Source organism: Corynebacterium sp. AOP40-4SA-5 (genome assembly GCF_052377355.1).
Lineage (GTDB): Bacteria > Actinomycetota > Actinomycetes > Mycobacteriales > Mycobacteriaceae > Corynebacterium.
On the sequence record NZ_JBQSWS010000026.1, the window covers coordinates 12951 to 38551 of the forward strand.

The 25601-nt window shown below is 70.5% G+C and carries 23 protein-coding genes; 15 read left to right on the forward strand and 8 right to left on the reverse strand.

All coding sequences use genetic code 11. The annotated features are described in order from the left end of the window. Positions 1–5 precede the first annotated feature (5 nt). Positions 6–1247 (reverse strand): MFS transporter, encoded by a 1242-nt coding sequence (locus ACT3S3_RS13270; protein ID WP_301443368.1) that lies wholly within the window; start codon positions 1245–1247, stop codon positions 6–8. Positions 1248–1365: 118 nt separating this feature from the next. On the opposite strand from ACT3S3_RS13270, the gene ACT3S3_RS13275 reads away from it, so the two are divergent. The 4 genes from ACT3S3_RS13275 (at position 1366) to ACT3S3_RS13290 (ending at position 4154) form a co-directional block, all read left to right on the forward strand. Beyond that, positions 1366–1812 (forward strand): MarR family winged helix-turn-helix transcriptional regulator, encoded by a 447-nt coding sequence (locus ACT3S3_RS13275; protein WP_301443367.1) that lies wholly within the window; start codon positions 1366–1368, stop codon positions 1810–1812. Between the two features lie 153 nt (positions 1813–1965). Continuing rightward, the gene (locus ACT3S3_RS13280; RefSeq protein WP_301443366.1) at positions 1966–2880 is read left to right on the forward strand and encodes a hypothetical protein; all 915 of its coding nucleotides are present in this window, start codon (positions 1966–1968) and stop codon (positions 2878–2880) included. A 9-nt stretch (positions 2881–2889) separates the two neighbouring features. Continuing rightward, positions 2890–3669 carry an isocitrate lyase/PEP mutase family protein gene (locus ACT3S3_RS13285; protein WP_441578858.1) on the forward strand — a complete coding sequence of 260 codons (780 nt, stop codon included), beginning with the start codon at positions 2890–2892 and terminating at the stop codon, positions 3667–3669. Between the two features lie 128 nt (positions 3670–3797). Beyond that, positions 3798–4154 carry a hypothetical protein gene (locus ACT3S3_RS13290; RefSeq protein ID WP_441578859.1) on the forward strand — a complete coding sequence of 119 codons (357 nt, stop codon included), beginning with the start codon at positions 3798–3800 and terminating at the stop codon, positions 4152–4154. Positions 4155–4277: 123 nt separating this feature from the next. Here the strand turns inward: ACT3S3_RS13290 and ACT3S3_RS13295 are convergent, their stop codons facing one another. Continuing rightward, the gene (locus ACT3S3_RS13295) at positions 4278–5624 is read right to left on the reverse strand and encodes a DUF3500 domain-containing protein (RefSeq protein ID WP_444626922.1); all 1347 of its coding nucleotides are present in this window, start codon (positions 5622–5624) and stop codon (positions 4278–4280) included. A 173-nt stretch (positions 5625–5797) separates the two neighbouring features. Here ACT3S3_RS13295 and ACT3S3_RS13300 point away from each other — a divergent pair, with 173 nt between their 5' ends. The 3 genes from ACT3S3_RS13300 (at position 5798) to ACT3S3_RS13310 (ending at position 8968) form a co-directional block, all read left to right on the forward strand. After that, positions 5798–7171 (forward strand): condensation domain-containing protein, encoded by a 1374-nt coding sequence (locus ACT3S3_RS13300; RefSeq protein ID WP_301443960.1) that lies wholly within the window; start codon positions 5798–5800, stop codon positions 7169–7171. A 2-nt stretch (positions 7172–7173) separates the two neighbouring features. Then, positions 7174–8472 carry a hypothetical protein gene (locus ACT3S3_RS13305; RefSeq protein ID WP_301443959.1) on the forward strand — a complete coding sequence of 433 codons (1299 nt, stop codon included), beginning with the start codon at positions 7174–7176 and terminating at the stop codon, positions 8470–8472. A 208-nt stretch (positions 8473–8680) separates the two neighbouring features. Continuing rightward, the gene (locus tag ACT3S3_RS13310) at positions 8681–8968 is read left to right on the forward strand and encodes a hypothetical protein (protein WP_301443958.1); all 288 of its coding nucleotides are present in this window, start codon (positions 8681–8683) and stop codon (positions 8966–8968) included. Positions 8969–9076: 108 nt separating this feature from the next. On the opposite strand, the gene ACT3S3_RS13315 is transcribed toward ACT3S3_RS13310, so the two are convergent. The 3 genes from ACT3S3_RS13315 to ACT3S3_RS13325 all read right to left on the reverse strand — a co-directional run bounded on the left by ACT3S3_RS13315 (position 9077) and on the right by ACT3S3_RS13325 (position 13063). Continuing rightward, complete coding sequence (locus ACT3S3_RS13315) at positions 9077–10486, reverse strand: hypothetical protein (protein WP_441578861.1); 1410 nt, start codon at positions 10484–10486, stop codon at positions 9077–9079. A gap of 4 nt (positions 10487–10490) precedes the next feature. After that, on the reverse strand, positions 10491–12080 hold the full coding sequence (locus tag ACT3S3_RS13320) for a condensation domain-containing protein (RefSeq protein WP_441588226.1): 1590 nt from the start codon (positions 12078–12080) through the stop codon (positions 10491–10493). Positions 12081–12355: 275 nt separating this feature from the next. Continuing rightward, a complete protein-coding gene (locus ACT3S3_RS13325) occupies positions 12356–13063 on the reverse strand; it encodes a YoaK family protein (protein WP_444626923.1) in 708 nt (235 codons plus the stop codon). 122 nt (positions 13064–13185) lie between these two features. Here ACT3S3_RS13325 and ACT3S3_RS13330 point away from each other — a divergent pair, with 122 nt between their 5' ends. The 3 genes from ACT3S3_RS13330 (at position 13186) to ACT3S3_RS13340 (ending at position 15787) form a co-directional block, all read left to right on the forward strand. Beyond that, on the forward strand, positions 13186–14280 hold the full coding sequence (locus ACT3S3_RS13330; RefSeq protein ID WP_441578863.1) for an NAD(P)-dependent alcohol dehydrogenase: 1095 nt from the start codon (positions 13186–13188) through the stop codon (positions 14278–14280). A gap of 66 nt (positions 14281–14346) precedes the next feature. Beyond that, positions 14347–15381, forward strand: coding sequence for an alcohol dehydrogenase catalytic domain-containing protein (locus ACT3S3_RS13335; protein WP_301443615.1), 1035 nt, complete (start codon positions 14347–14349; stop codon positions 15379–15381). Positions 15382–15583: 202 nt separating this feature from the next. After that, a complete protein-coding gene (locus ACT3S3_RS13340; protein ID WP_301443614.1) occupies positions 15584–15787 on the forward strand; it encodes a cold-shock protein in 204 nt (67 codons plus the stop codon). Between the two features lie 470 nt (positions 15788–16257). Here ACT3S3_RS13340 and trhA read toward each other — a convergent pair whose 3' ends face one another. The 3 genes from trhA to ACT3S3_RS13355 all read right to left on the reverse strand — a co-directional run bounded on the left by trhA (position 16258) and on the right by ACT3S3_RS13355 (position 18262). Continuing rightward, complete coding sequence (gene trhA / locus ACT3S3_RS13345) at positions 16258–16956, reverse strand: PAQR family membrane homeostasis protein TrhA (protein WP_301442833.1); 699 nt, start codon at positions 16954–16956, stop codon at positions 16258–16260. A 10-nt stretch (positions 16957–16966) separates the two neighbouring features. Continuing rightward, positions 16967–17566, reverse strand: coding sequence for a 1-acyl-sn-glycerol-3-phosphate acyltransferase (locus ACT3S3_RS13350; protein WP_301442832.1), 600 nt, complete (start codon positions 17564–17566; stop codon positions 16967–16969). 105 nt (positions 17567–17671) lie between these two features. After that, complete coding sequence (locus ACT3S3_RS13355; protein ID WP_301442831.1) at positions 17672–18262, reverse strand: TetR/AcrR family transcriptional regulator; 591 nt, start codon at positions 18260–18262, stop codon at positions 17672–17674. A gap of 137 nt (positions 18263–18399) precedes the next feature. On the opposite strand from ACT3S3_RS13355, the gene ACT3S3_RS13360 reads away from it, so the two are divergent. The 5 genes from ACT3S3_RS13360 (at position 18400) to ACT3S3_RS13380 (ending at position 25418) form a co-directional block, all read left to right on the forward strand. Next, positions 18400–19437 (forward strand): NADP-dependent oxidoreductase, encoded by a 1038-nt coding sequence (locus tag ACT3S3_RS13360; RefSeq protein ID WP_441578865.1) that lies wholly within the window; start codon positions 18400–18402, stop codon positions 19435–19437. After that, the gene (locus tag ACT3S3_RS13365) at positions 19434–20048 is read left to right on the forward strand and encodes an isochorismatase family cysteine hydrolase (RefSeq protein ID WP_301442829.1); all 615 of its coding nucleotides are present in this window, start codon (positions 19434–19436) and stop codon (positions 20046–20048) included. Before ACT3S3_RS13360 ends, ACT3S3_RS13365 begins: the two co-directional genes overlap by 4 nt. 92 nt (positions 20049–20140) lie before the next feature. Then, the gene (locus tag ACT3S3_RS13370) at positions 20141–21538 is read left to right on the forward strand and encodes a glutamate decarboxylase (protein WP_301442828.1); all 1398 of its coding nucleotides are present in this window, start codon (positions 20141–20143) and stop codon (positions 21536–21538) included. A 53-nt stretch (positions 21539–21591) separates the two neighbouring features. Next, positions 21592–22572: a pyridoxal-phosphate dependent enzyme gene (locus tag ACT3S3_RS13375; protein ID WP_441578869.1), complete on the forward strand. Its 981-nt coding sequence runs from the start codon at positions 21592–21594 to the stop codon at positions 22570–22572. After that, entirely contained in the window at positions 22563–25418 is a 2856-nt protein-coding gene (locus ACT3S3_RS13380; protein ID WP_301442827.1) for an FAD/NAD(P)-binding protein, read from the forward strand. Before ACT3S3_RS13375 ends, ACT3S3_RS13380 begins: the two co-directional genes overlap by 10 nt. The last annotated feature ends 183 nt before the right edge of the window (positions 25419–25601 follow it).

Here is a 25601-nt window from a genome sequence, read left to right on the forward strand (position 1 = left end):
ATGGGTTAGACGTGTGCGGGGTCGGCGGGAACAGTGGCGTCGGTCGCAGCGGCACCGCCCGGCGTCCGTGCGAACTCGCCGCCACGGGCGCGGGACGCCGCGACGAACAGGGCCAGGCCCGCCGCCGTGACGGCCGCGCCGACCCACAGCGGCGAGGTGTAGCCCAGGCCGGCGGCCAGGGCCAGGCCCGAGAGCCATGCGCCGACGGCGTTGCCGACGTTGAAGGCGGCGATGTTCGCCCCGGACGCCAACGTCGGGGCGTCCGACGCGTGGTTCATGATGCGCATCTGCAGGCCGGGCACGGTGGCGAACCCGACCCCGCCCATCAGCACCAGCGCGACGACGGTGGCGACCTGGCTGGTGGCGGTGAGCGCGAAGCCCACGAGGATCACCGTGAGCACGCCGAGCAGGACGGCGAGGGTCGCGCCGAGGTTGCGGTCGGCGGCGCGTCCTCCCGCGAGGTTGCCGACGAACAGGCCGACCCCGAAGAGGACGAGCAGCCACGGCACCGTCGCCGGGGAGAACCCGGAGACCTCGGTGAGGGTGAAGGCGATGTAGGTGAAGGCGCCGAACATGCCGCCGTAGCCCAGCACCGTGACCGCCATCGACAGCCAGACCTGGCCGGAACGGAAGATCGCGAATTCCCCGCGCACGGAACCGCCTCCGGACGCAGCGGACACAGAAGACGCTGCGGACGGCGCAGGCGACGCCGGCACCAGCGCGGCGATCGCGGCGAAGGCGACGAGGCCGACGGCGGTGATGGCCCAGAACGTGGCGCGCCAGCCGAAGGCCTGGCCGATGAAGGTGCCCAGGGGCACGCCGGCGACGTTGGCGACGGTGAGGCCGGCGAACATCATCGAGATCGCGCCGGCGCGGCGGGCCGGGGTGACCAGGTCGGCGGCGACGACGGCGCCGATGCCGAAGAAGGCACCGTGGCACAATGCGGCGACGACGCGTCCTGCCAGCATGAGGCCGTAGGTCGGGGCGAGGGCGGACATCATGTTGCCCACGATGAACAGGACGAGCAGGCCGAGCAGGGCGGTGCGGCGTTCCATGCGGCGCAGGGCCACGGTGAGGATGATGCCGCCGACGGCGACGGAGAGTGCGTAGCCGGAGATCAGGTATCCGGCGGTGGTGTCGGTGACGCCGAAGTCGGCGGCGACCTCGGGCAGCAGGCCCATGATCACGAATTCGGTGAGGCCGATGCCGAATCCTCCGAGGGCCAGCGCGTAGAGGGCTGCGGGCATGGCGGGGTCCTTTCATGTTGTTGCGTCTGCAGTAGTTGTGCGTGCATTAGTTGCACGCGCAATGTTCTAGATAGTTGCACACGCGGTATATGCGCGCAAGTCGGCTATAGTGGGGTCCATGAGCATCTCCGACGACGCCGTCGAGGTCCGCACCCGCGGCTGGCGCACCCTCGCGGCCCTGCACAGCGCGATCGACACCTCCCTGGAACGCGCGCTGAAGGACGGCCACGACCTGTCCGTCGTCGAGTTCGCCGTCATGGACTCCCTCGACCGGCAGGACGGCTGGCACATGCGCATGGCCCAGCTCGCCCGCGCCGCCGCCCTCTCCCCCAGCGCCACGACACGCCTGGTCAGCCGCCTGGAGAGCCGCGGACTCCTGCGTCGCATCCTCTGCGACGACGACCGCCGCGGCATCTACACCGAACTCACCGACGACGGACGCGACCTGCTCAACGCCGCCCGCCCCACCCACGACCGCACGCTGGAGGACGCGCTGGACGCCGCCTCCGACGTCCCGGAGCTCGCCCCGCTCGCCGACGCGCTGCACGCCGGCAACTTCCGGTAGCACGGCGCGTCCGGCGCGTCCGGCGCGAGCGGCGACCCCGCGTCGCGTACAGGATCCGGTCGATCCCTGGCGCGGGAGGACCGAATCCGGCACGCGACGCGGGGTTGGTGTGACCCTGAAGGGCGTCACCGTCCGCGATACAGTCAGTGCCCAATGACTGTAGAAACCTGGCGCATCACCCACCCCTCACTGGGGCGCATCGAGGTATCCACCGGCCCGGAGACTCAGCTTCGCGCCCTAGACCCGCACTTCCCGCAGGGCAAGAGCACCTCGGACTCTCCCCGGCTTCTCGTGCGGGTCGACGGCGTGGTCGTCGCGCGTCGAAAGTCCCTGAACAACACCAAGATCGATATCTCGGAGAAGACCGTCGCCGACCCGGACAAGCGCCCGGCGCCCGGCGAATACGGGCACCAGGAGACCGTCCTCAAACCTATGCTGGAGATCGAGTCGAACTGGGCGGACTCCTGGGTGCGCACCGTCACCCTCCGCTCCCGCGACACCGTCGTCCAGCTCGACGCCCCGGCCGGGTCGCGCGCGGCGAAACGACAGGACGCCATGGACCGCTCCCGGGTGAAACGCTGGGCGTACCCGCTGCTCGCCGGGGTGGGTAAGGGTGGCTGGGCGCTCGGCGTCATCGTGCTCGGCCCCCTGGTGGTGGGGCTGCTACGCCGGCTCTGGCGGTGGGTGTCGCAGTTCCTGCCGGACTGGGACATCACCCTCCCGTCCATCCCGTGGCCGGACATCAAGCTGCCATCGATCCCGTGGCCGGACATCACCCTGCCGAGCCTGCCGAGCTGGGACGCACCGTGGTGGATCGGGATCCTCGCGGAGTACTCCAAGGTGTGGGTGCCTGTCCTGATCGGCATCGGTATCGGGGTCGTGGCGATCCGCAACCACCGCCGCTCCGAACGCACGAAGCGGGAGTGGAGCGTCCGGCAGAACGTGCGGACGGACGCCGTCCGGCAGGACGTCGCGGCGGCGCTGCACGCCCCGGCGTCCCGCGCCGCGCAGGCGTTTCGCGCGAGGGTCACCGAGCTGGAGCGCCGTACCGGCCCACCATCGGCGTAGCGTGGCGTCATGTCGAACACCACCGCAGAACTCGCCCGGAAGGCCACCCGCCTCCTCGACCTCCACCACGACGACGCCCCCGTCGTCCTCCCCACCGTCTGGGACGCCTGGAGCGCCCGCCTCGCCGAGGACGCCGGCTTCACCGGACTGACCGTCGGCTCCCACCCCGTGGCCGACTCCCTCGGCTACGACGACGGGGAGAACACCCCCGTCGACCTCTACTTCCAGGCCGTCGCGCGCATCACCGGCGCCGTCGACGTCCCGGTGTCCGTCGACGTGGAGTCCGGCCTCGGCCTGCAGCCCGCCGAACTCGTCCGCAACGTGCTGGACGCCGGCGCCGTCGGCGTGAACATCGAGGACACCGTCCACACCGAGGACCGCTACCGCAGCCCCGAGGAGCACGCCGCCTACATCGCCGCGGTGCGCGCCGCCGCCGACGCGGAGGACGTCCACCTCGTCATCAACGGCCGCACCGACGCCTTCACGAAGGATGGTGAGGACGCCGCACTCCTCGACGACGCGCTCACCCGCCTGCGCCTGATGCAGGACGCCGGCGCGGACTCGCTCTACCCGGTGAAGATCCCGTCGCAGGACGTCCTCACGCAGATCCTCGACCAGGTCAGCGTGCCGCTCAACGTCACCGCCCACCCGCGGGACGGGGCAATCCCCGGGGCGATGAGCCTCGCGGACGCCGCGCGGGCCGGGGTGGGACGCATCTCCTTCGGGCCGCTGCTGCAGGCCGCGCTCGCCGACACCGCCGGCGAGCTCCTGAACGGCTGGCGCGGGTAACTACCCCGCCTTCGCCCGCGACAGCGGCCACGTCGTATGCAACAATGCACCCCATTCGCATATGACCACGGTCTGCGGCAGTTTCCTCAACGAACTGCGGTAGGCATCGATTACGCATGGAGTCCGGTGTGAAAAAAGCGAAACTCTCCCCCACGGTGGAACTATCCTTCATCGTGGTTGGCTTTGTCTGCCTGATCGTCGGGCTTCCGTTTGCGTCCAGCTCCCCACAGGCGTTTGTCATCGGTATCTGGGGCGTGCTGGTGGGGGCGATTGCTTTTGTGACCACCGCCGCGACGCGCAGTCTGTCCAGCGCTGTAGTGATGACGATCCTGGCAGTGTCCGCACTCGCCTTCATCGCCGGATTCATCTACGTCGCCAACAACAGGGACGGCATACTGACCGCGTACATTCCGATCATCGCGGCCGGAATCCTCCTGTCGAGCGGCACTCAGATGATCTCCCGGCGCCTTTCGACGAGCCGGTAGGAACACAGTTCGACGAAGCGCATCCGGCGAGCCACGGTCGCGTGCCGGATCCGGTCGTTTCTCGGCACGAAACGACCGGATCCGGCACGGCACGCGGGGGTTCGCCGGGCGGGGCGGCGACTACTACGCGGCGTCGGCCGCGTCAGTGTCGCTGGAGTCGCTGGAGTCGCTGGAGTCGCTGGAGTCGCTGGAGTCCGACTGGCCCGGCGCGCCGCTCGGCGGCTCGCCACCCATGTCATCCATGTCGCCCATGTCGCCGCCGGGGCCACCGCTCATGCCGCTGGCCTCCTGCTGCTCCACGCTGCCGGCGTAGTCGTTGGACGGGTCGCGGTAGATGGTGTGCACGTGGCCCCAGCCGGAGGTGCTGACCCCGTCGACGTCGGCGCCGGCGGAACCCTGCTGGGCCTCCAGGGCGACGTAGACGTTCGGGCCGGAGATCGAGAACGAGATGCCGTCGCCGGTGCTCATGTCGTAGGTCGTCTCACCGGACCAGGCGATCACCGTGTCGTCGAGGGTGGCCTCGATCTCGGCGCGGGTGGTGGCGTTGCTCTCGTCGTCGGCCATCTCGGACCAGTTCGCGATCAGGTCGAGCAGGAGTTCCTTCTGCTCGTCGGCGAGGTCGGCGCCGGTGAGTCCTTCGCCGGACTCGAAGTCGCAGGTGTCGCCGGGGGCGCACATGCTCACGTCGCCGGAGGTCAGCGTCTCCTGCTGTTCCTCGGTGAGGCTGTCGTAGAAGGCGAAGGCGTCGGTGTAGATGCCGTCGAAGGGCTGGACCTCGTTGCCGTCCTCGTCCTTGTACACGGCCGGCTGCACGCCGAGGTGCGTGGGGGCGAAGGTGATCGAGTCCGTCGAGCCGTCCAGGGTGGCGTTGATGCCCAGGTGGTGGCCGCCGAACTGGACCTCGAAGGCGCTGGTGTCGGAGGGGTCGCCGAAGAAGGCGATGTAGTACTGGCCGAGGGAGTCCTCGGTGGAGTCGCTGTTCTCGAGCAGGTACTCGTCGCCGCCCATGATGCCGGAGACGGTCTCGTAGGCCTCGTCGCTAAGCAGGTTCTCCAGCACGGCCAGTGCGGCGGTCTGCTGTTCCTCGGTGAGGTCGGTGAGGTTGAGTCCGGCACGGTCGACGAAGGTGACCGGGAAGTTGGACCAGGAGGTGGTCTTGGTCTCGTCGTCGTAGTCGTAGAGCACGGTCTCGCGCTCCTCGTCGGACAGGGTGTCGAGGAAGGCCTCGGCGGCGGTGGCGGTGTCCGAGATGGTGCCGGAGGTGGAGTCGGCGTCGGTGCTCGAGGCGTCGGTGGAGCTGCTCGCCGTGCTCACGGACGTGTTCGCGGTGGCAGAGGAACTGCCCGAGGCGCTGGTGGAGGCGTCCTCGGTGGAGCAGGCGCCGAGCACGAGGCCGGCGGACATGAGGGTCGCGGTGATCCAGGCGGTGTGGCGGCGCATCCTCGTGCGGCGTGTGGTGGGGGTGGTCATGGTGGTCCTCCTGTGGGGGGCGGGTTCTCGGGCGGGGCGGGCTGCTGCCCGATGTCGTGTCCACCATGTTCGTCGATCCCGCACCCGCCCACATCCCCCTGTCGTGGACACTGCGATACCACGCTCGTGGTATCACCCGGTACCGCCTGGCGCGGTGTCCTATAGTCGCACGAATGAGGATCATCGACGCGCGCGACTGGGTGCCGGAGGGCACCGTCACCACGTGGCTGCCGTCCGCGGCCATGAAGGACGAGGCGACCACGGCGCAGGACGACCCGACGCCGGCGTCGTTCCTGCAGTCCGACCACGTGCGCGGCGTGCTCGCGGCACGCGGGCAGGGCCGCACGCACCACGCCTACACCTGTTCGGTGGCCACGCTGCCCGGCGTGCCGGACGCGGTGCGCATGACGCGGGCGGTCAACGCCTTCGTCGCCGCGCACGAGGGGCTGCGTTCGGGGTTGTCCGTCGCCGGCGACGCACCGCAGGAACCGATCGAACGCAGGACGCTGCCCGCCGCGGCGGTCGACCTCGTCGCCACCGACGTCCCCGGCGTGCCCACCGACGCGATCACCGAGCTGCTGGCGTCCACCGCGGTCTTCGACCACGTCCCGGCGCTGGTGGTGGCCACGGTGGCGCGGGAGGACGCGGCGTCCTTCGACCTGCTGTTCGCCCTGGACCACGCCTCCGGCGACGGGCTCTCGCAGATGACGGGCATCCTGGAGCTCATCGAACGCTACGACGGGGCCACGCCGGATACCACCCCGAGCTTTTTGGACTACGTGCGCGACGAGTACGCCCGCGCCGCGACCGTGCACGACGACTCCCCCGGCGTGCGCGCGTGGCGCGACATGTTCGCCCTCACCGACGGACGGGTCCCCGGGTTCCCGCTGCCCACCGGCGTCGTCGACGGGGTACCGCAGCCGGCGGTCGGGTGGGCGTCCGATGGGATCCTGGCCGACCGGGACACCACCGCCCGGCTGCGCGACCTCGCGCGGGCCCACCAGGTCAGCTTCAGCACCGTGCTCTACGCCGCGCTCGGGGTCGCGCACGCACGGCTGACCGGGCAGGACCGCTACGCGACGGTGGTCGTCGCGGCCACGCGCGGGCGGACCTACGCCCACTCGCAGGGCTGGTTCTGCAACTTCACGCCGCTGTCCTTCCCCGTAGCTGCCGGTGGTGTGGCTGCCGTCCTGCCGGACGCCGCGGCCGCGCAGGCGCGCATGAAGGAGGCCCTCGACGAGCCGGTGCACGCCTCGCTGGGGCACCTGATCGGCACCGGGCAGGTCGACGCGTCGGTGATGGGCAGCCCGCAGATGGTGACCTACCTCGACCTCGGCTGGTTCGACGAGCCCGCCGACGCGGACGTGCGCCTGTTCACCGGCGTCGGCCGCACCGCCAACGCCAACCTGTGGATCTCCCGCAACGACGCCGGCCTCGGGCTCTCCTGCCAGGCGCCGGACAACCCCACCGCCCGGGAGTCCGTGCGCACCTACGTGGCCACCCTGCGCGAGGTACTCGCCGAGGCGGCCGTGGAGAGCGCACGGTAACGATGCACGTCACCTACCTCGACCACGTCGCCCTGACCGGACCGTTCACCGAACTGCGCGTCGACTGGCGCGGTGAGCCGGGCGGCACGGGCGCACCGCTCACCTTCAACCAGCGCAACCACCTGGCCGCCGCCGCGGCGTCCGGACGCTCCACGTGGATCGGCGGCACCCTGCCCGTGCCGTCCGATGCAGCGTCCGGTGCAGCGTCCGGTGCAGCGTCCGGTGCTGTTGCGTCCGACGTGGCGGAGGCCGTGCGCGCGGTGATCGCCGGGGCGGACGCGCTGCGCAGCGTCGCCCGCGGGGACCGGCAGCAGGCCTACGCGCCGGACGCCGTGAGCGTCACCGTGGGCCCCACCACGCAGGACGTCCCGGTGCCCGGCGCGCTCGAGGCGCTGATGGCCGAGCGCTGCCGGCCCGGCGCGGTGCCCGGCCTGTTCCTCGCCCTGTGCGGCGGGGAGCTGGTGGTCGGCGTGGACCACTTCCACGCCGACATGCTCAGCGTGTGGCTCCTGCTGCGCCGCATCCACGGCGAACTCACCGGGCGTCCCCTCGGCCCCGGGCCGTCCTACCTCGACACTGCGCCCGCCGAGACCTCCGACCCGGACGCGGCGTTGGACGTGTGGCGCGGTTTCCTCGGCACCACCGCCGGACGCGTCCCCGCCTTCCCCGTCGACCTCGGGGTGACTGGGCTGGTGGAGCCGGTGGAGCCCGTGCAAGACGTCCGCCACCTGCTCGACGCCCCCGAGCTCACCGGGCAGCTGGACGCCCGGACCTTCGCCGTGGTGCTCACCGCGCTGGCCGGGGCGTTGGAACCGGTGACCGGTGCGTCCGAGTTCGCCACGGTGATCCCCGTGCACACCCGCGGCCGGCGCGCCGATCCGCGCCACGACGTGGTCGGGTGGATGGTCGGCAATGCCCCGGTCGTCGCCAGTGCCGGTGATGTGGACGCCACCCTGGGGTGGCTGCGCGACGCGGTGACCGTGGCCGGCCTGCCCCTGGAGACGATGATGGAGCAGCTCGCCCCCACCCTGCCGGACGGTGTGGTGCCGATGGTCTCCTACATGGACTTCCGTGACGGGAACGGTGGCGGCAGTGCCGGTGATGCTCCCCTGCTGCCGGAGGGGGCGCGCTACGTGTCCTCGTCCTCGCCTACGGACACGGTGCAGCTGTGGTTCTCCCGCTCAGACGCGGGCCTGGACCTGCGCGCGAAGTACCCGGACACCCCGGAAGCTCGCCGCGCGATGGACGGGGTATTCGGAGCACTACAAGAGGCCCTGCGAGCCAACCGACCAGCTGGATAAGAACCCACCCAAACTCGGGCGTTCGTTCTCCTGTCTCTGAAATACCCCACCGGTTGCAGGCCCCCCGACCTCGCGATAGCGTTGCTGAAGTACAAAAGTACGGCATCGTACAATTGGATCCATATCGGCGATGCCGTATGACGGAAACACCTGTTTCCCACGGCCCGGTCGAGGACAACAATGTTCTGGTCCACGATAAGGACAGCTGGTGGAAGAACTGGGGCAACCTGCCAAGAAGGGATCCTCAATGTTTGAAAAATGCCTTACACCTCGACGGATCATAATCTCTTCGATGACCTTGGCGGTCATGTCCGTCATTGTGGGCGCGATTGTGAGCGACCAGGGGATAGCAGGAACACTGCACTACTACCCCATCTGGTTCGTGGTACCTGCCGCGTTCCTGACAACAGTCGTTCAACTCGCCCTGATCAAGGGAGAAAAGACGTCAACTGTCGGAGATGGCAGCTCCGGCATTCAGCGACGGCCGCAGGGATAGACAACAATCCGATCCTTCCGGACAGGGCCGGGGTGATCTGCGAAGATCGTTGTCAAGGGCGCTCGAGTACTCCGGTACTGAGACAAGTTCCCCCGGGAATGACGCCGGCTACAGCCACCGCACCACGTCGCTGCCCCAGCGCAGACCCCACCGGTCCAGCTCCCCGGCCACCAGGTCGAGCAGATGCTCGGTGTCGCGGACGTGGACCGGGTCCAGGGAGGTGAAGGACAACGACAGCGTGTCCCCGTTGCGCACCGCCCAGGCGCTGATCCCGCCCCGTCGCGCCGCGAGTTCCCGGGCGGAGTCCGCCCGGATCACGGAACGCAGGGCCACGTCACAGGTAGCAGTTGACCCGGAGTCCAGTCCGGAGTCCAGTCCCAGGCGAGCGAAGGCGGCGTCGGGCTCGCCGAGGTTCGACGCGAGGCACAGCGGGGTGCTGGACCCTGCCGCGGCCCGACGCACCACGGCGTCCGGCAGCACCTGCGCGAGCTGCGCCATCGCCGCCACGCGGTCCAGGCCGCCTTGTTCCGCCCGGTCACCGACCTGTCGGTAGGCCACCTTCGCCGCCTCGCGCAGCGGACGCAGGTCACGGTAGCGTCCTGGGTCCACGGTGGTGTGCACCGTCGCCCCGGTGGTGACGTTGGCACGCAGGTCAACGCCTGAATCAGCAGGATCAGCCGGATCAGCCGGGCCGACACCACGCACCGACATCGGCACGGCGACGGGCACGGCGTCCCCCTCACCCACCCGCCCGGAGCCGGCGAGCACGCCGAGGGTCACGGCCTGGAACAGCGTGTTGGACGTCCCGTCGACCGCCGCGGCGACCTCGTCGAAGCGTGCGGTGTCCACCCGCACCGCCACGGTGGGCACCACGGCGGGGCCGTCCCCCACCATGTCCACTGGAGCGTCGGGAACGGCGCCGGACGCAGCGGGCACGGCACCGCTGCCGCCGCGCAGCAGGCCCACCGCGGCGCGTCCTGCGGCGCGGGTGAGGGAGAGGGCGTCGCGCAGTGTGTCGCCGGGCGCGCGGCGGGACCCGGCGGCGTGCTGTGTGCCGGTCACGGCCTCGGTGACGGCGCTGATCAGCGCGGCGCCGTCGGCGACGACGTGACTGCGCACCAGGGAGACGACCACGTCACCGTCGGTGGTGGGTCGGGCGCACAGTTCCCAGGCGGGGCCGTGCACGCTGTCGATGCCGGTGGTGAGCCGGTCGTCGAGCCACCCGGTGACGGCGTCGGGGGCCAGCGGGTCACGCTCGACGTGCACGCGTCCGGCCTCGGGGGTGAAGGTCCAACGGTCTCGCACCGGGCCGCGGGTGCGGGTGACCAGGCGGGAGAGGCGTCCGGCGCGCAGGTGACGTCCGACGTCGGCGACGTGGTCGAGCACCGCACCAGTGTTGCCGGACGCCTCAGTATTACCAGCCGCGCCGATCCGCCAGATCACCTGAGGCAGCACGGGCATGCCCGTCACCTGCTCCATGACCACGAAGAGGTGGTCGTCGGCGGTCAGACGCTCCACCGGCTCAGCCCTCCGACACTGCCACGGGGGTCGTCGGTACCTCGAAGGGCACCTCGAAGGGCTCCGAGGAGGCGTCGCCGGTGTCGACCACGCTGTGCAGCACGGCGAAGTACTCGGCGATCAGGGCGCGCACGGCCTCGCGGGTCACCCGGTCGTCCGGGTAGCGCATGGAGATGTTCACCCCGGCGCGGGTGCGCACCACCCACACGTAGACGTCGCTGGCGCTGCGGGCGACGGCGCGCAGCGTCCTGTCGTGGGGCGTCCAGTCGTCGGCGCCGGGGATGAAGCGGGTGTCCACGTAGGACACCACGAACCGCGGCGGGCGGGTGACGCCGAGCAGCTCGGCGACGCGCGGGTACGGGTGGGCGACCACGTCACGGTTGGCCTTCACCGCCGCGGTGGTGGCGGCGACGGCCTCGGAGAAGTCCGCACCGCGCGGCATCGGGTCCTCCACCGGCATCAGCCCCACGAACCAGCCGGCGGACAGGGCGAACTCCGGGGAGGTGCGGGTGTGCATCGGCATCACGTAGCGCAGCGCGTCGCCGCAGACACCGGTGCGGTCGGCGCGCGCGACGGCGACCTTCAGCGCGGCGAGCAGGCCGGTGACCTGGCTGCCGCCGTAGCTCTTGGCGAGCTGGCCGAAGACCGTGGCGTCGACCTCGCCGAGCAGCCAGACGGACGTGCTGACCTGCAGGGGCTCAGGGGCGCCGGACGCTTCGGGCGCCGCAGGCGTCGCGGCGAGCGCCAGCGCCGGCGGCGTGCCGTCGCAGCGTCCCAGGAAGTCGCGCCACCGCTGCACCACGGGGTGCTCCACGGTGAGCTCGTCGGCCAGTTCGCGCTCGACGCGGCTGTAGTCCACGTGCGAGCCGGCGAGCGACAGCTCGGGGCAACGTCCGGCGAGCTCGGCGGCGTAGATCTCACGCAGCTCGGCGATGGAGACGATCTGGGTGTAGGCGTCCATCACCGCGTGGTCGGCGGCGAAGACGACGGTGAACCAGGGGCCGTCCTGGCTGCCGAGGGAGTCGTCCGGCGCCTCGGCGTCCGGTCCGACGGTCGCCACGGTCAGGTGCGGCCACTGCAGGGCGGAGACCTCGGTGGCGAAGTGCCGTTCGAGGACCTCGCGCACGCTCGCCGCGTCCGCCAGGTGTCCGACGCTGCGGGACGTCACGTCGACGGCGTCGGCGGGCAGCGTCCTGCGGTGCAGGGCGGGGTCCTCCACGGCGGAGTCGCCGACGGTGCCCGCCACGGCGGTGGTGCGGTAGGCCTCGTGGCGGACCATCCACGCACGCAGGGTGGCGGCGAAGACCTCGGCGTCGAAGGTGTGGTGGATGCGGAAGGCGGTGCCGATCCAGTTGTCGCCGCGGGGGTCGGAGGCGTCGGACGAGGTGTCAGACGCGGCGGGGTTCGCGGCAGGGTTCGCGGCGGGGCCGGCGGCGAGCGCCTCGGCGACGTGCGCCTCGTGGTTGCAGGACAGGGGGCGGGGGTCCACGGCCCAGGCGTCGCCTGAATCGGCGGTGGAGGTCGTCGCTGTGGGGGTCCAGGTCGTGACATGTCCGGCGTGCAGCCGGTACGCCGCGAGTTCGGTGTACTCCATGGCAGGGTCCTTTCCGGGGGCAGAGGTGAGGGACGGAAGGGAGACGGGGCACGATCGGTGCCGTCTGTGCTGTCTGTGCGTGCTCTTGACGTGGATCTCTGTGATAGCACGGACGCGCGCGGCGCGCAGCTGGTGAACGCCGGTACGTGCCCGATGCCACAGCGTCCGGCGCGGCGTCCGGCGTGACGTCCGGACGTACCCCGCGCGCCGTGCCAGATCCGGTCGTCGCGTGCCACGATCCGAGCGGATCCTGCACGCGACGCGGGGTCGTCGCTTCAGGCGGCGTCCTTCGCGGCGAAACGCGGGTGGTCGAGCTTCCAGGTCACCGCGGCGATCACCGTGGTGATCACTGCCAGAGCGGCCAGGGAGTTGTCCGTGCCGATGGAGTGGAACACCGCCCCGCCGAGCACGATGCCCACGAGGAAGCCGGCGTAGGTCACCAGCTGGGCGACCCACACCCACCGCTGCACCCCGGACAGGTGCAGGGCGAACCCCTGGCCCATCTTCACCAGCGTGCCGGTCACGTACGACAGCGGCATCGCCACCTGGTTACCGCGGCTGATGGAGGTGTTCAACGCGCCCAGCCCGAAGGCCAGCGACAGGATCGGCACCACACCGAAGGACGCACCGGCCTCGTCGGTGAGGACGTCGAACAACCAGGCGACGTACGCGGCGACCATGGTGACCAACGTCGCGGCGTGCCGGGACTTCGTCCACCAGTAGATGCGGGCGAACGTGGCGACCATGACGCCCACCAGGAACGCCGCCACCGTGGCCAGCGCGCCGAGGCCGAGCAGGTGGTTGCCCTTGAAGTGCTCCAGGATCATGCGCTCGGTGTTTCCGGTCATGAAGGTCACGTACCAGCCGGAGCTGTGCAGCCAGGCGGCCGCGCCCATGGCCCCGGCAAGTCCGGCGAGGACGATGCCGAGGTTCATCTCGCGACGGTCGTGGTACGGGCCGAGGGCCGGGTTGCGTGGAGGCATGCGGGGACTTTCCGTGAGGGGTCGGTTGAGCGGAGCCGCCGAGACTACCGCACCCCGATCGCCTGAACGGGTCTACCCTGGAGGCATAAGTTAAACCCGTGAGAGAGAACAGGTCGTAGATCATGTCAACACCAGTTCAGGCTGCAGTCGTCCGTGGAGTCGATGAGCCGTTCACTTTCGAGAATCTCACGCTCGGGGACCTGCGCCCCGACGAGATCCTCGTCAAGGTCACCTCGGTGGGGCTGTGCCACACCGACATCGCCGTGAGGCAGGGTGACATCGAGAGCCCGTACCCCATCGTCCTGGGCCACGAGGGCGCCGGGATCGTGGAGGAGGTCGGGGACGCCGTCCTCGGCGTGAAGGTGGGCGACGCCGTGGCGATGTCGTACGCGGCCTGCGGCCACTGCCGCAACTGCCGGAGCGGACGGGAGGCCTACTGCCTGAACTTCACCTTCCTGAACTTCGGCGGCGCCCGTGAGGACGGCTCGACCACGTTCGAGGACGACGGGGTGCACGGCAGCTTCTTCGGCCAGTCGTCCTTCGCCACGCACGCGATCGCCTCGGAGAAGAACGTGGTCGTGCTGCCCGAGGGGGCACCGGTGGAGATCGCCGGCCCGCTGGGCTGCGGCATCCAGACCGGCGCGGGGTCCGTCCTGAACACGCTGAACGTGCCCGCGGGCGAGTCGATCGTGGTCACCGGCACCGGCGCGGTGGGGCTGGCCGGGATCATGGCGGCCAGCGTCGCCGGGGCCACGACCATCATCGCCGTCGACATCATCGACGAGCGTCTGGAGTTCGCCCGTCGGCTGGGTGCCACGCACACCATCAACTCGAAGAACGAGGACCCGGTCGAGAAGATCCTGGAGATCACCGGTGGCGGGGCGGACTACGCGCTGGACACCACCGCCGTGCCGGGTGTGGTCTCCCAGCTCATCGACTCCACGTCCTTCGGCGCGAGGATCGCGCTCATCGGCGCGCCGAAGCCGGGGGCGATGATCGACCTCGAGCGCATCTCGGCGTCCGGCAAGCAGATCATCGGCGCCATCGAGGGCGACTCCGTCCCCCAGGTGTTCATCCCGCACCTGGTGGAGCTGTACAAGGCAGGTCGGTTCCCCTTCGACGAGCTGGTCACCACCTACCCCTTCGAGCAGATCGACCAGGCCATCGAGGACACCGTCAACGGAAAGACCGTCAAGGCCGTGCTGACAATGCCCTGAGACCGATTTCAGATACCGCACCTGAATAACCCTGAAGAACCAGAAGTACGAGAAGAAGGAGCACCCATGCGTGCAGTGACATTCACCGCCAAGGACACCGTCGAGGTCCAGGACCGGCCGGTGCCGGAGATCCAGGCCGACGAGGTCCTGCTGAAGGTGTCCGGGGCCGGACTCTGCCACTCCGACCTGCACATCATCGGCACCGACGACAGCCCGCTGATCGGCGCCACCCTGGGCCACGAGGTGGCCGGTGTCGTCGAGAAGACCGGCGAGGCCGTCACCGGCTGGGAGAAGGGCGACAGTGCCCTGGTGGCCCTGGTCCTGAGCTGCGGTGAGTGCAACAAGTGCCTCGCCGGACGCGACAACGAGTGCGAGGTGGCGAACCCGCGCGGCGCGATGGCACCGGTGTCCCCCGGCATCGGCTCCCCGGGCGGCATGGCCGAGTACATCGCGGTGAAGACCCACCACCTCGACCCGCTGGGCGACCTGGACCCGACCACGTCCGCCCCGCTGGCGGACGCGGCGCTGACCCCGATGCACGCGGTCAACAGCATCCGTGACCGGCTCGTGGGTGGCGCCACGGTGGTCACCATCGGTCTCGGCGGGCTGGGTCACGTGGGCCTGCAGATCCTCGCGGCCACGACCGGTGCCCGGATCATCGCCCTGGACACCGACGCGTCCAAGGTGGAGTACGCCGCCTCCCACGGCGCGGACCTGGCGCTGCCCAGCGACGGCGACGCCGCGGCACGCATCCTGGAGGAGACCGGCGGGCGCGGCGCGGACGTGGTCCTGGACTTCGTCGGCGTGCAGCCGACCGTGGACCTGGCGTTGTCGGTGGTCGGCGTGGGCGGGGCGATCCGTTTCGTCGGCCTCGGCGGCGGCGAGTTCGGCTACAACACCGCGGCGTCCCCGCTCGAGTGGGGCGTGAACATCGAGCGCGCCTACGGCGGCACCCGCGCCGACATGCGCCAGGCGGTGGCGCTGGTCCAGCAGGGCAAGCTGCACGTGGAGACCACGACGTACCCGCTGGAGGACGCCGCGCGCGCGTTCGACGACCTGCGGGCGGGCACGGTCGCCGGACGCATCGTGCTGGTGCCGTAGCCGGCGTCCTTGGTGGCTGGGGCCCCGCGGTGTAGTGTGGACGTCGGTTACAGTTTCTGAGTTGTTTTTCCCTTTCGGTTCCCCGGAAGGAATCAAGTTCACGGAAGTTGTCTTTTGGACGCGAACTGATTCCTCCAGGAACATTCGGTCGACCCAGCGCACGGAATGATCCGGACGCTGACACTGAAGAAAGGATGATCTCATGATCAACGGAACTGTCAAGTGGTTCAACGCCGAAAAGGGCTTCGGCTTCATCTCCCCCGAGGACGGCTCCGCCGACGTCTTCGTCCACTACTCGGAGATCCAGGGCAACGGTTTCCGTAGCCTCGAGGAGAACCAGAAGGTCACCTTCGAGACCGAGGACGGCCGCAAGGGCCCGGCCGCTGTCTCCGTCACGGTGGTCTAGGAAGAACTTCCCGACCCCGGCACCGTCGTTCAGCGACGGTGCCGGGGTTTTCCTGTGCGTGCCCCAGGGTTAATGGTCAGAATGCGTGTCTGCCTCGGGCGCATCATGACCAGCGCTCAGCCCGTCTCGACCTGCAGGCGACCGGGTTGTACGGGGCAAGTCCCGGGAAGCGGTGGCTCCAGCGCCTCTGCTGCCCGGCGCAATCCCTGCATTTCGGTCCGGTCACTGCCAGTGATCGGACCGAAATGCAGGGATTGCGCCGGGGACTCGGGACGAGATGCTTCGGGCTACCCGGAGTCAGCGGGCGCAGCCTCCATGGGCCGGTACGACGGAGCAATGGCGGCTCCGCGGCTCAGTAGCTCCCGAAGAGCTATCCGAGCCCCCTTCCTCTAGCTTGACCTGCTGCGGAGCGCCGGTCCCGGACACACATTCTGTCGTTTAACCCGTGCCCCACCTGCGCGGGGTACGGGTTATGCGGCGTTCAGCACGATCATCCAGATGGCGATGTGGTGCAGGCCGGCGGCGATGATCGTGCCGGCGTGGAAGACCTCGTGGAAGCCGAACCAGTGTTCGCTGATCGTCGGCCACTTCAGCGCGTACCCCAGCGCGCCGACGCTGTAGATCACCCCGCCGAGGATGATGAGCACCAGCTCCGGTGCCGTGAGCCCGTGCCACAGGATGTTCATGCCGAACACGGCGATCCACCCGAGCACCAGGTAGATCGTGACGGACAACCACCGCGGGTGGGTGATCCACAGGATGTTGACCGCCACCGCGGCGATCGCCGTGACCCAGCACAGCACCAGGAGTGGCACCCGGTTTCCCGGTGCGTCGGCGCCGAGGAAGATCGGCCCGTAGGTGCCGGCGATGAAGATGGCGATCATGGAGTGGTCGGCCCGCCGCCAGCCCTGCACCGAACCCTCGCTCTTCCAGGGCACGCGGTGGTACAGGGCGGAGACCCCGAGCATGCCGGCGAGGCAGAGCGCGTAGACGGCGGTGGCCACGGCCAGCCAGGAGAACCCGGTGGTGGCGAACGCCAGGACGGTGAGGCTGGTGCCGGTGCCGAGGAAGAACCAGAACGCGAACAGGTGCAGGTAGCCGCGCAGCACGGGCCGCGGCCCGCGGTAGAACACGGTGCGCCGGGTGGGGGTACCGGGGTCGGTGGTCATGACACGCCCCTCACACCGCACCTGGCCCGCTGCCCGGCTCGCGACCCGGCTCATGACGAAGCCGCGGCTCGACCCGGGAGGCGGGGATGAACCCGGACTTGTCGCGGTAGAACTCGCGGATCCTCGCCATGTCGGCGGCGACGTCGCCGGTGACCTCGAAGGTGGGGCCGAGGCCGGTGGTCATGGTGGGACGGTCCACGTAGCCGAGCGTGAGCGGCAGGCCGGTCTGCTCGGCGAGGCGGTAGAAGCCGGACTTCCAGTACTCGTGCGCACCGCGGGTGCCGTCCGGCGTGATGACGATGGCCAGGCCCTTGTCGTCGTTGAGCTGGGAGACCAGGTCCCCCACGACCTCGCCGGGGGACTCCCGGTCGACGGCGATCCCCCCGAGCGCGCGCATCACCGGGCCCCGCAAGCCGTGGAAGAGGCTGGTCTTGCCCAGCCACCGCATCCTGATCCCCAGCTTCCACGCGATGGCGAGCATGAGGATGAAGTCCCAGTTGGACGTGTGCGGTGCGCCGATGAGGATCGTTGGACGCTGAGGCGCGGGCTGGGGTGCCAGCCGCCACCTGCTGACGAACCAAAACGCACTGGCGATGAGGCGTTTTATCATTGGCCCATATTACAACGACAGCGGCGTGGAGACGGGGTGGAGACGGGGCTACCAGGGGGCCTCCAGGTGGCCTTCAGGGGCCCTCCAGCAGCTCCCCGGCGACGCCTACGCCGCGTCCAGCAGATCGCGCGCGGTGCCCACCGCGGTGACGGCGGCGTCCGGGGAGACCCGGACGAGCACGGACGCGGAGATCACCAGCCCGGTGCAGGCGTCGGCCAGGGTCTCCTGGCGGGCCGGTTCCAGCTGCGGCCGGGCGGCGCGGATGCCGCGCAGGTAGGCGGCGCGCAGTTCGGCGCGGTAGTCGTCGACGACGCGGGCCATCGTCGCGTCCCTGCCGATGGGGGCGGTGGCGGCGTTGAGGATGAGGCACCCATCAGAACCATCAGCCGCGCTGGCGGCGTCCTGCGCGCCGAAGGCGTCCTTGAGCATGTCGAGGTAGCGCCCGAAGGCGTCCGGAGCGACGGTTTCGCCGGTCAGCGGGGTGAGGCTGGGGCGGATGACCTCGTCGAGGTAGTTGGTCACGGCGGCGTCGAACAGGCCGCGTTTGGAGCCGAAGGCGTGGTAGATGCTGGAGCGGCCCAGGCCGGTGGCGCGTTCGAGTTCGGGGAGCGGGGCGTTGTCGAAGCCGTGGCGCCAGAAGACCGCGCGCGCGTCGCGCACGGCGGTCTCGGTGCTGAATGTCTGTGGGCGTCCCATCGTCGGGCCTCGTCATCCTTCCGCAGTTGCGTACCGGTCGGTACAGTATATACTGTACTGGCCGGACTAAAACTCTGGCCGGGCTCCACATGACACCACCGGACCCGCCGCCACCAGCGTACCGAACCAGGAGAACCATGCCGCAGGCAACAAGCACCCAGATCCAGTTGGTCCACCGACCGACCGGCTGGCCCACGCACGACGACTTCCGCACCGTCACCGTCACCTACCCCGACCCCGCCCCCGGCGAGGTCCGCGTCGCCAACGAGTTCGTCTCCGTCGACCCCTACATGCGCGGCCGGATGAACGAGGGCCGCAGCTACGTCCCGCCCTTCGCACTCGGCGAGACCACCACCGGCGGCGCCGTCGGACGCGTCACCGCCTCGGCGTCCGACGCCCTGCCCGTCGGCACCGCGGTGCTCCACGAGCACGGGTGGACGGACGTCATCCAGGACGACGCGGCCACGTTCCGGCCCGTCCCCGACATCCCCGGCGCGCCGCTCTCCGCCCACCTGCACATCCTCGGCCTCACCGGGCTGACCGCCTACGTGGGTCTGACCCGGATCGCGTGGATGAAGCCGGGCGACACCGTCTTCGTCTCCGGGGCGGCCGGGGCCGTGGGCACCGCCGTCGGCCAGATCGCGCGCCTGCTCGGCGCCGGACGCGTCATCGGCTCCGCCGGCACCGACGCGAAGGTCGACCTGCTGACCGGGAGGTACGGCTACGACGCCGCGCTGAACTACCGCGACGCCCCCGTCCGCGAGCAGCTCCCCGCGCTCGCGCCGGACGGGGTGGACGTGTTCTTCGACAACGTCGGCGGCGACCACCTCGAGGCCGCGCTCGACGTGATGAACGACGCCGGACGCCTCGCCCTGTGCGGCGCGATCACCGGCTACAACACCACCGACCGCGTACCCGGCCCCGACAACCTGCAGAACATCATCACCCGCGGCCTCACCGTCGGCGGGTTCACCGTGGGCGCCCACCTCGACCTGGTCGAGGAGTTCACCACGCGCATGGCCGGCTGGATCGGCTCCGGCGAGATCGTGTGGGACGAGACCGTCGTCGACGGCATCGGCGACACCGTCGACGCCTTCCTCGACATGATGCGCGGCGCCAACACCGGAAAGATGCTCGTCAACGTCCAGAACACCCGAAACGGAGAAGCAGCATGAGCACCGACACCAATGCAGGACGCACCGCCGTCCTGGTCGTGGACCCCTACAACGACTTCCTCTCCGAGGGAGGCAAGGTCTGGCCGATGGTGCAGGACGTCGCCGAGGACGTCGGCCTCCTCGACAACCTGCGCACCCTCACCGACGCCGCGCGGCACCGCGACGTCCCCGTCGTCTTCGTGCCCCACCGCCGCTGGACGCCGACGAACATGCACGACTGGCGGTTCGTGAACCCGAACCAGGCCGCCGCCCTGGAGATGAGGCTGTTCGAGGCCGGTGAATGGGGCGGCGAGTTCCACCCGGACTTCCGGCCCGGCGGGGACGACGTGGTCGTCGCCGAGCACTGGGCGCAGAACGGCTTCGCCAACACCGACCTGGACCTTCAGCTCAAGCAGCACGGGGTGACGCACGTGGTGCTCGTCGGCATGCTGGCCAACACCTGCATCGAGGCCACCGGGCGCTACGCCATGGAGCTGGGCTACCACGTGACCCTCGTGCGCGACGCCACCGCGGCGTTCACCCCCGAGATGATGCACGCCGCCCACGAGCTCAACGGCCCGACCTACGCGCACCGCATCGCCACGACCGCGGAGGTGCTCGAGGGGCTCTGAGTCTCCTTCCGCGCCACGCTCCCCCGCCCTTTCCCCGGCGTACCCTCGGCGGGGAGAGCGCAGGCCCCACCGCCAGGAAGGCAACCTCAGCCATGACCCAGGACCGCCCGCAGGTCGAACTCAACCCGCTGTTCGCCCGTGTGGGCGAGACCACCAGCTTCCCCCGGAACCGCATCCCGGAGTCCGAGTCCCTCCCCGAGACCGCCTACCAGGTAATCCACGACGAGGCCATGCTGGACGGCAACGCCCGGATGAACCTGGCCACCTTCGTGGGTACGTGGATGGACGACTACGCCGACCGTCTCTACCGCGAGGCCTTCGACAAGAACATGGTCGACAAGGACGAGTACCCCGCCACCGCGGACATCGAGGAACGCTGCTGGCGCATGATCGCCGCCCTGTGGAACGCACCCGACCCAGACGGCACGGGCAGTGCAGACGGTACGGGCGGGGCCGTCGGCACCTCGACGATGGGCTCGTCCGAGGCCTGCATGCTGGGCGGACTGGCGTTGAAACGCCGCTGGCAGCACCGCCGCCGCGCCGCCGGCGCGTCCACCGCACGTCCGAACCTGGTGATGTCCTCGGCGGTGCAGGTGTGCTGGGAGAAGTTCTGCAACTTCTTCGACGTCGAACCGCGCTACGTGCCGATCAGCGAGGAGCACAAGGTCCTCGACGGTCACGACCTGGAACGGTACGTCGACGAGGACACCATCGGTGTGGTGGCGATCCTGGGGGTGACCTACACGGGCATGTACGAGCCGGTGGCCGACATCGCCGCCGCACTCGACAGGATCGAGTCGGACACCGGCCTGGACGTGCGCATCCACGTGGACGCCGCGTCCGGCGGCATGATCGCCCCGTTCCTGCAGCCGGAGATGGAGTGGGACTTCCGGCTGCCGCGGGTGGCGTCGATCAACGTGTCCGGCCACAAGTACGGGTTGGTCTACCCCGGGCTCGGGTGGGTCGTGTGGCGCCGGGCCGAGGACCTTCCGGAGGACCTGGTCTCCCGGGTGAGCTACCTCGGCGGGGACATGCCGACCTTCGCGCTGAACTTCTCCCGCCCCGGCGCGCAGGTGCTGCTGCAGTACTACCTGTTCCTGCAGCTCGGGATGGACGGGTACCGGCGGGTCCAGCAGAACACCATCGACGTGGCCCGGTACCTGGCCCGGGAGATCGGGGCGATGCCGGAGTTCGACCTGTGGAACGACGCGCAGGACGTCCCGGTGTTCGCCTGGCGCCTCGCGGGCGCCGCCGCACGCGGCTGGACGCTCTACGACCTCTCCGACCGGCTGCGGATGAAGGGCTGGCAGGTGCCCGCCTACCCGATGCCCGACGACCTCTCCGACGTCACCGTCCAACGCATCGTGGTGCGCAACGGCATGAGCCGCGACCTGGCGTCCTTCCTGGTGCGTGACCTGCGTGCCTGCGTCGACCACCTCAATGCCGCGGACCCTGCCGCCGGGCAGTCGCATCCGGGCTTCCACCACTGAGCCGGTCCGCGGCGTAGCGTCGTGGCAACTGACCGTCGACGAAAGGTCTCCCCATCACGACAGGTATCCGCGGCACGGTCGGCGGGACCCCCCTGGTCCTGCTCGACCGTCTCTTCCCCGGCCCGGCACGGGTGTGGGCGAAACTCGAGGGGTTCAACCCCAGTGGCAGCGCCAAGGACCGCACGGCCGCCGCGTTGCTCGCCTCCGCACTGTCCACGGGCACCGTGCGGGCGGGCGGGTGCGTGGTGGAGTCCAGTTCCGGCAATCTCGGCGTGGCCCTGGCCAGGGACTGCGCACTGCACGACATCGACTTCCACTGCGTGGTGGACCCGCACGCGAACCGCCAGACGGTGGCGGTGATGACGGCCCTGGGCGCGACGGTGCACCACGTGGACTCCCCGGACCCGGCGACCGGCGACTGGCTCGCCGCCCGGCGCACCCGGGTCGCCGACCTGCTCCGTGAACTCCCGGGCGCGGTGAACCTCGACCAGTACTCCAACCGGGCGGCGTTCGACGCGCACTCCTCCGGGACGATGCGGGAGATCGTCGACCAGCTCGGACGCGCCCCGGACGCCCTGTTCGTGGCGGTGAGCACCACCGGGACGATCGGCGGGTGCGTCCGGCACCTGCGCGAGACCGGTGCGCGCACCCGGGTCACCGCGGTGGACGCGGAGGGGTCGGTGCTCTACGGCGGTCGGCGTGGGGAACGTCTGCTGCCGGGGTTCGGTGCCGGGGTGGTCCCGGACCTCGCCGGGCTCACGGACATCGGGGACGTCGTGCGGGTGTCCGCGGCAGACACGGTGGCCGGTGCCCGGGCGCTGGCGCGGCGGGAGGGGATCCTGCCCGGGGCGTCCGGCGGCGCGGTCGTCGCGGCGGCTGCGGGCCGTGCCCGTGAACACGGCCGGAGCCAGGATGCGGAACAGCGGACGGACACCGTGCTAGTGCTGCACGACTTCGGTACCGCCTACCTGGACACGCTCTACGACGACGACTGGGTCGCCGAACACATCGGGGTGGTGCCGTCATGGCGGTGAACTCTCCCGACCTGAGGGTCGCGATCATCGGGGCCGGCCCGCGGGGCCTGTGGGCCGCTGAGGAGCTCCTGGACCAGGCGCGGGCGCACGGGGTGAGGGTGGCCGTGGACGTGTGGGACGACCGGGCCCCCGGCGCCGGGTCGGCCTACGGCACGGAGCAGCCCGACCACTGGACGATGAACGTGTCCTCGCACATCGTCACCAGTGCCCTGGGTAGTTTCGACGGGTGGCGGCGGCAGTTCGGGCGTGGATCCGACGCCGACCCTTTCCCGCCCCGGTCGCTGGTGGGCCGGTTCTTCGCCGAGTCCTGGCAGGCCCTGCTCGACTCCACGCGGCAACCGGACTCGGGGTGCACGCTGCACATCGTGGCCGCCCGGGTCACCGACCTGGGCGAACTGGAGGGGTACGACGAAGTGCTGCTGGCAACCGGGCACGCCCGGACCTGGCCCGGGGCCCTGCCCCCGACCGTCGGGTCGGGGGACGTCCCCGCCGTACCGGTCGTCGGGGTCTATCCACCCGACGGGCTGCGCAGGATCGCCGCGGGCGCGGTGGTGGACGTGCGCGGCGCGGCGTTGACGTTCGTGGACGCCGCGCTGGAGCTCACCCTCGGTCGCGGCGGTTCCGTTGTCCCCGCCGACGGAGGGTGGGTCTACCGCCGCGGCGGGTCCGAGCCTGCGGCCATCCGGCCGCTCAGCCGCACCGGCCGGTTCATGACGGTGAAGCCGGAGCCGGGCAGTCCCCTGGCGGGTCTGCGGCCGTCGGACGGGTTGGCCGCCGAGGAGCGTCGGGTGCGGGTGAGTCGCGACCTCGGGGAGCTGCGGGACGCGGTGGCGTGCGCGGCGGACCGTCTGCTTGCCACGGCCCGGGGCACGGAGGACGGGGCTCTCGTGCGCCGCGTCATCGCAGGTACCGATACCGGAGTGGATGCCGTGACCGAGCTCCGCAACTCCCACGCGGTCGCCACCGGCGCCGCAACCCCCGACGCCGCCTGGGCGGTCGGCCACGCGTGGCGCTCGCTCTACCCCGCGATCGTGTGGCGTACGTCCCACGGTCGACGCATCTCACTGCCCGGTTTCGCGGCGTTGGCCCGGACCCTGGAGCGCGTGGCGTTCGGGCTGCCGCCGCACAACGCCGCCCGGCTGCTGGCCCTCATCGACGCCGGGGTCGTCCACGCCCCGGTACGCGCGGAGGTCGGGACGCTGACGCCGCCGGCCGACGTGGTCGTGGACGCGGTCCTCGCCCCGGCCGGGGACGTCCCCGGCACCCTGGCGTCCGGTACCGGGCGGGTGGACGCCGCGGGGCACGTGGTGGGCCGACCGGGGCTCTCGGTGGTCGGACGGGACGCCGACGCGTCACTGACCGGGGCCGACTCCCTCAACCGCTCCCTGCACGACGTGGTGCCACGGTGGGCACGGCGGGTGGTCAGGGCCCACGGGCCCAGCCGCCCCGGGACGCCCGGCGCCGAGGGGACCGTACCGCTGCCCGCACGGCTGGAGCCGTGGATGGTGGAGCTGCTGGGTGACGCCGGGGCGTGTCGCACGTTGCTGGAGGAGCACGGGTCCCCGGTCAACGTCCTGCGCACCGCACCGATGGTGCGCAACATGGCGGAGCTGCGCGACGCCGGCGCCGACGCCGGGGTGGAGACCCGGGTGTTCTACGCCCGCAAGGCGAACAAGGCCCTGTGTTTCGTGGACACCGCGCTCCGGGCCGGTCACGGGGTCGACGTCGCCAGCGAACGCGAGCTGCGCCAGGTCCTCGACCGTGGTGTGCCCGGGGACCGCGTGATCCTCAGCGCGGCGGTGAAACCGGACCGGCTGCTGCAACTGGCGGTGGACAACGCGGTGACCGTGTCGGTGGACAACGTGGCCGAACTGCACCGACTCAGCCGTCTCAGCCGTCTCAGCCGTCTCAGCGAGCAGGGTGACGGCGCTCCCGCGGTCCGGGCGCGCGTCGCCCCGCGGGTGTCGCCGGACCCGGAGCGTCTGCCACCGACCCGCTTCGGGGAACGTCCGGCGATCTGGCGGGACGCGCTCGTGGAAGTTGGGGGCACGGTGGAGGTCGTCGGCGCGCACGTGCACCTGCACGGTTACTCCGCCGCGGACCGGCGGCTCGCCCTGGTCGACGCCCTGCAGGTCACCGATGCCGCGACGGAGCTGGGGCACCGTCCAGAATTCGTCGACCTGGGTGGCGGTGTGCCGATGAGCTACCTCGACGACGGGTCCCGGTGGGAGGCGTTCCTGGACGCCCGCCGCGCGATGGTCGACGGCACCGGGGCGTCCTTCACGTGGAAGTCGGACCCGCTGGCGAACACCTACCCCTTCCACCAGTCGCCGGTGCGCGGCGACTGGTTGCGCGGACTGCTCGACGGATCCGTCGCCGACGCGCTGATCCGAAGGGGCCTGCGGCTGCACCTGGAACCGGGGCGCGCGGTGCTCGACGGTTGCGGGATGATCCTGGCACGGGTGGCCTTCCTCAAGGACCGTAGCGACGGTGTCCCCTTGGTCGGGGTGGAGATGAACCGTACGCAGTGCCGTACCACCTCCGACGACATCCTCGTCGACCCCCTGCTCGTCCGGCAGCGGACGCCTGGCACAGGTCGATCCGGCCGTCCGGAACGCGGTCCCGACGCGGAGGGTTTCCTCGTCGGCGCGTACTGCATCGAGGACGAGGTGATCATCCGCCGCCGGATGCGTTTCCCGGAGGGGATCTCGACGGGGGACACCCTGGTCGTCCCGAACACCGCCGGCTACTTCATGCACATCCTCGAGAGCGCCTCGCACCAGATCCCACTGGCACGCAACGTGGTCCTCTACGACAGGGTCCGGGTCGACGACATCGACCGCTGACGCACACAACGCCGATCCCCCTTCCTATCCACCCCGAATGGAAGGGGAACAATGCGCGCGCGGTGATGGTTGACTCTGGTCATGACACAGCGAACAGACCGCACAGCACCCACCGACGCCCCCGTCCTCGACGTCGTCGCCGGACGGTGGAGCCCGCGCATCTTCGACCGCTCCTCCCCCGTC

Bases quoted from the DNA above. Each gene is read 5' to 3' on its own strand.
- ACT3S3_RS13270 (WP_301443368.1), bottom strand. From the start codon at position 1,247: ATGCCCGCAGCCCTCTACGCGCTGGCCCTCGGAGGATTCGGCATCGGC.
- ACT3S3_RS13275 (WP_301443367.1), top strand. From the start codon at position 1,366: ATGAGCATCTCCGACGACGCCGTCGAGGTCCGCACCCGCGGCTGGCGC.
- ACT3S3_RS13280 (WP_301443366.1), top strand. From the start codon at position 1,966: ATGACTGTAGAAACCTGGCGCATCACCCACCCCTCACTGGGGCGCATC.
- ACT3S3_RS13285 (WP_441578858.1), top strand. From the start codon at position 2,890: ATGTCGAACACCACCGCAGAACTCGCCCGGAAGGCCACCCGCCTCCTC.
- ACT3S3_RS13295 (WP_444626922.1), bottom strand. From the start codon at position 5,624: ATGACCACCCCCACCACACGCCGCACGAGGATGCGCCGCCACACCGCC.
- ACT3S3_RS13300 (WP_301443960.1), top strand. From the start codon at position 5,798: ATGAGGATCATCGACGCGCGCGACTGGGTGCCGGAGGGCACCGTCACC.
- ACT3S3_RS13305 (WP_301443959.1), top strand. From the start codon at position 7,174: ATGCACGTCACCTACCTCGACCACGTCGCCCTGACCGGACCGTTCACC.
- ACT3S3_RS13320 (WP_441588226.1), bottom strand. From the start codon at position 12,080: ATGGAGTACACCGAACTCGCGGCGTACCGGCTGCACGCCGGACATGTC.
- ACT3S3_RS13325 (WP_444626923.1), bottom strand. From the start codon at position 13,063: ATGCCTCCACGCAACCCGGCCCTCGGCCCGTACCACGACCGTCGCGAG.
- ACT3S3_RS13330 (WP_441578863.1), top strand. From the start codon at position 13,186: ATGTCAACACCAGTTCAGGCTGCAGTCGTCCGTGGAGTCGATGAGCCG.
- ACT3S3_RS13335 (WP_301443615.1), top strand. From the start codon at position 14,347: ATGCGTGCAGTGACATTCACCGCCAAGGACACCGTCGAGGTCCAGGAC.
- ACT3S3_RS13340 (WP_301443614.1), top strand. From the start codon at position 15,584: ATGATCAACGGAACTGTCAAGTGGTTCAACGCCGAAAAGGGCTTCGGC.
- trhA (WP_301442833.1), bottom strand. From the start codon at position 16,956: ATGACCACCGACCCCGGTACCCCCACCCGGCGCACCGTGTTCTACCGC.
- ACT3S3_RS13350 (WP_301442832.1), bottom strand. From the start codon at position 17,566: ATGATAAAACGCCTCATCGCCAGTGCGTTTTGGTTCGTCAGCAGGTGG.
- ACT3S3_RS13355 (WP_301442831.1), bottom strand. From the start codon at position 18,262: ATGGGACGCCCACAGACATTCAGCACCGAGACCGCCGTGCGCGACGCG.
- ACT3S3_RS13360 (WP_441578865.1), top strand. From the start codon at position 18,400: ATGCCGCAGGCAACAAGCACCCAGATCCAGTTGGTCCACCGACCGACC.
- ACT3S3_RS13365 (WP_301442829.1), top strand. From the start codon at position 19,434: ATGAGCACCGACACCAATGCAGGACGCACCGCCGTCCTGGTCGTGGAC.
- ACT3S3_RS13370 (WP_301442828.1), top strand. From the start codon at position 20,141: ATGACCCAGGACCGCCCGCAGGTCGAACTCAACCCGCTGTTCGCCCGT.
- ACT3S3_RS13380 (WP_301442827.1), top strand. From the start codon at position 22,563: ATGGCGGTGAACTCTCCCGACCTGAGGGTCGCGATCATCGGGGCCGGC.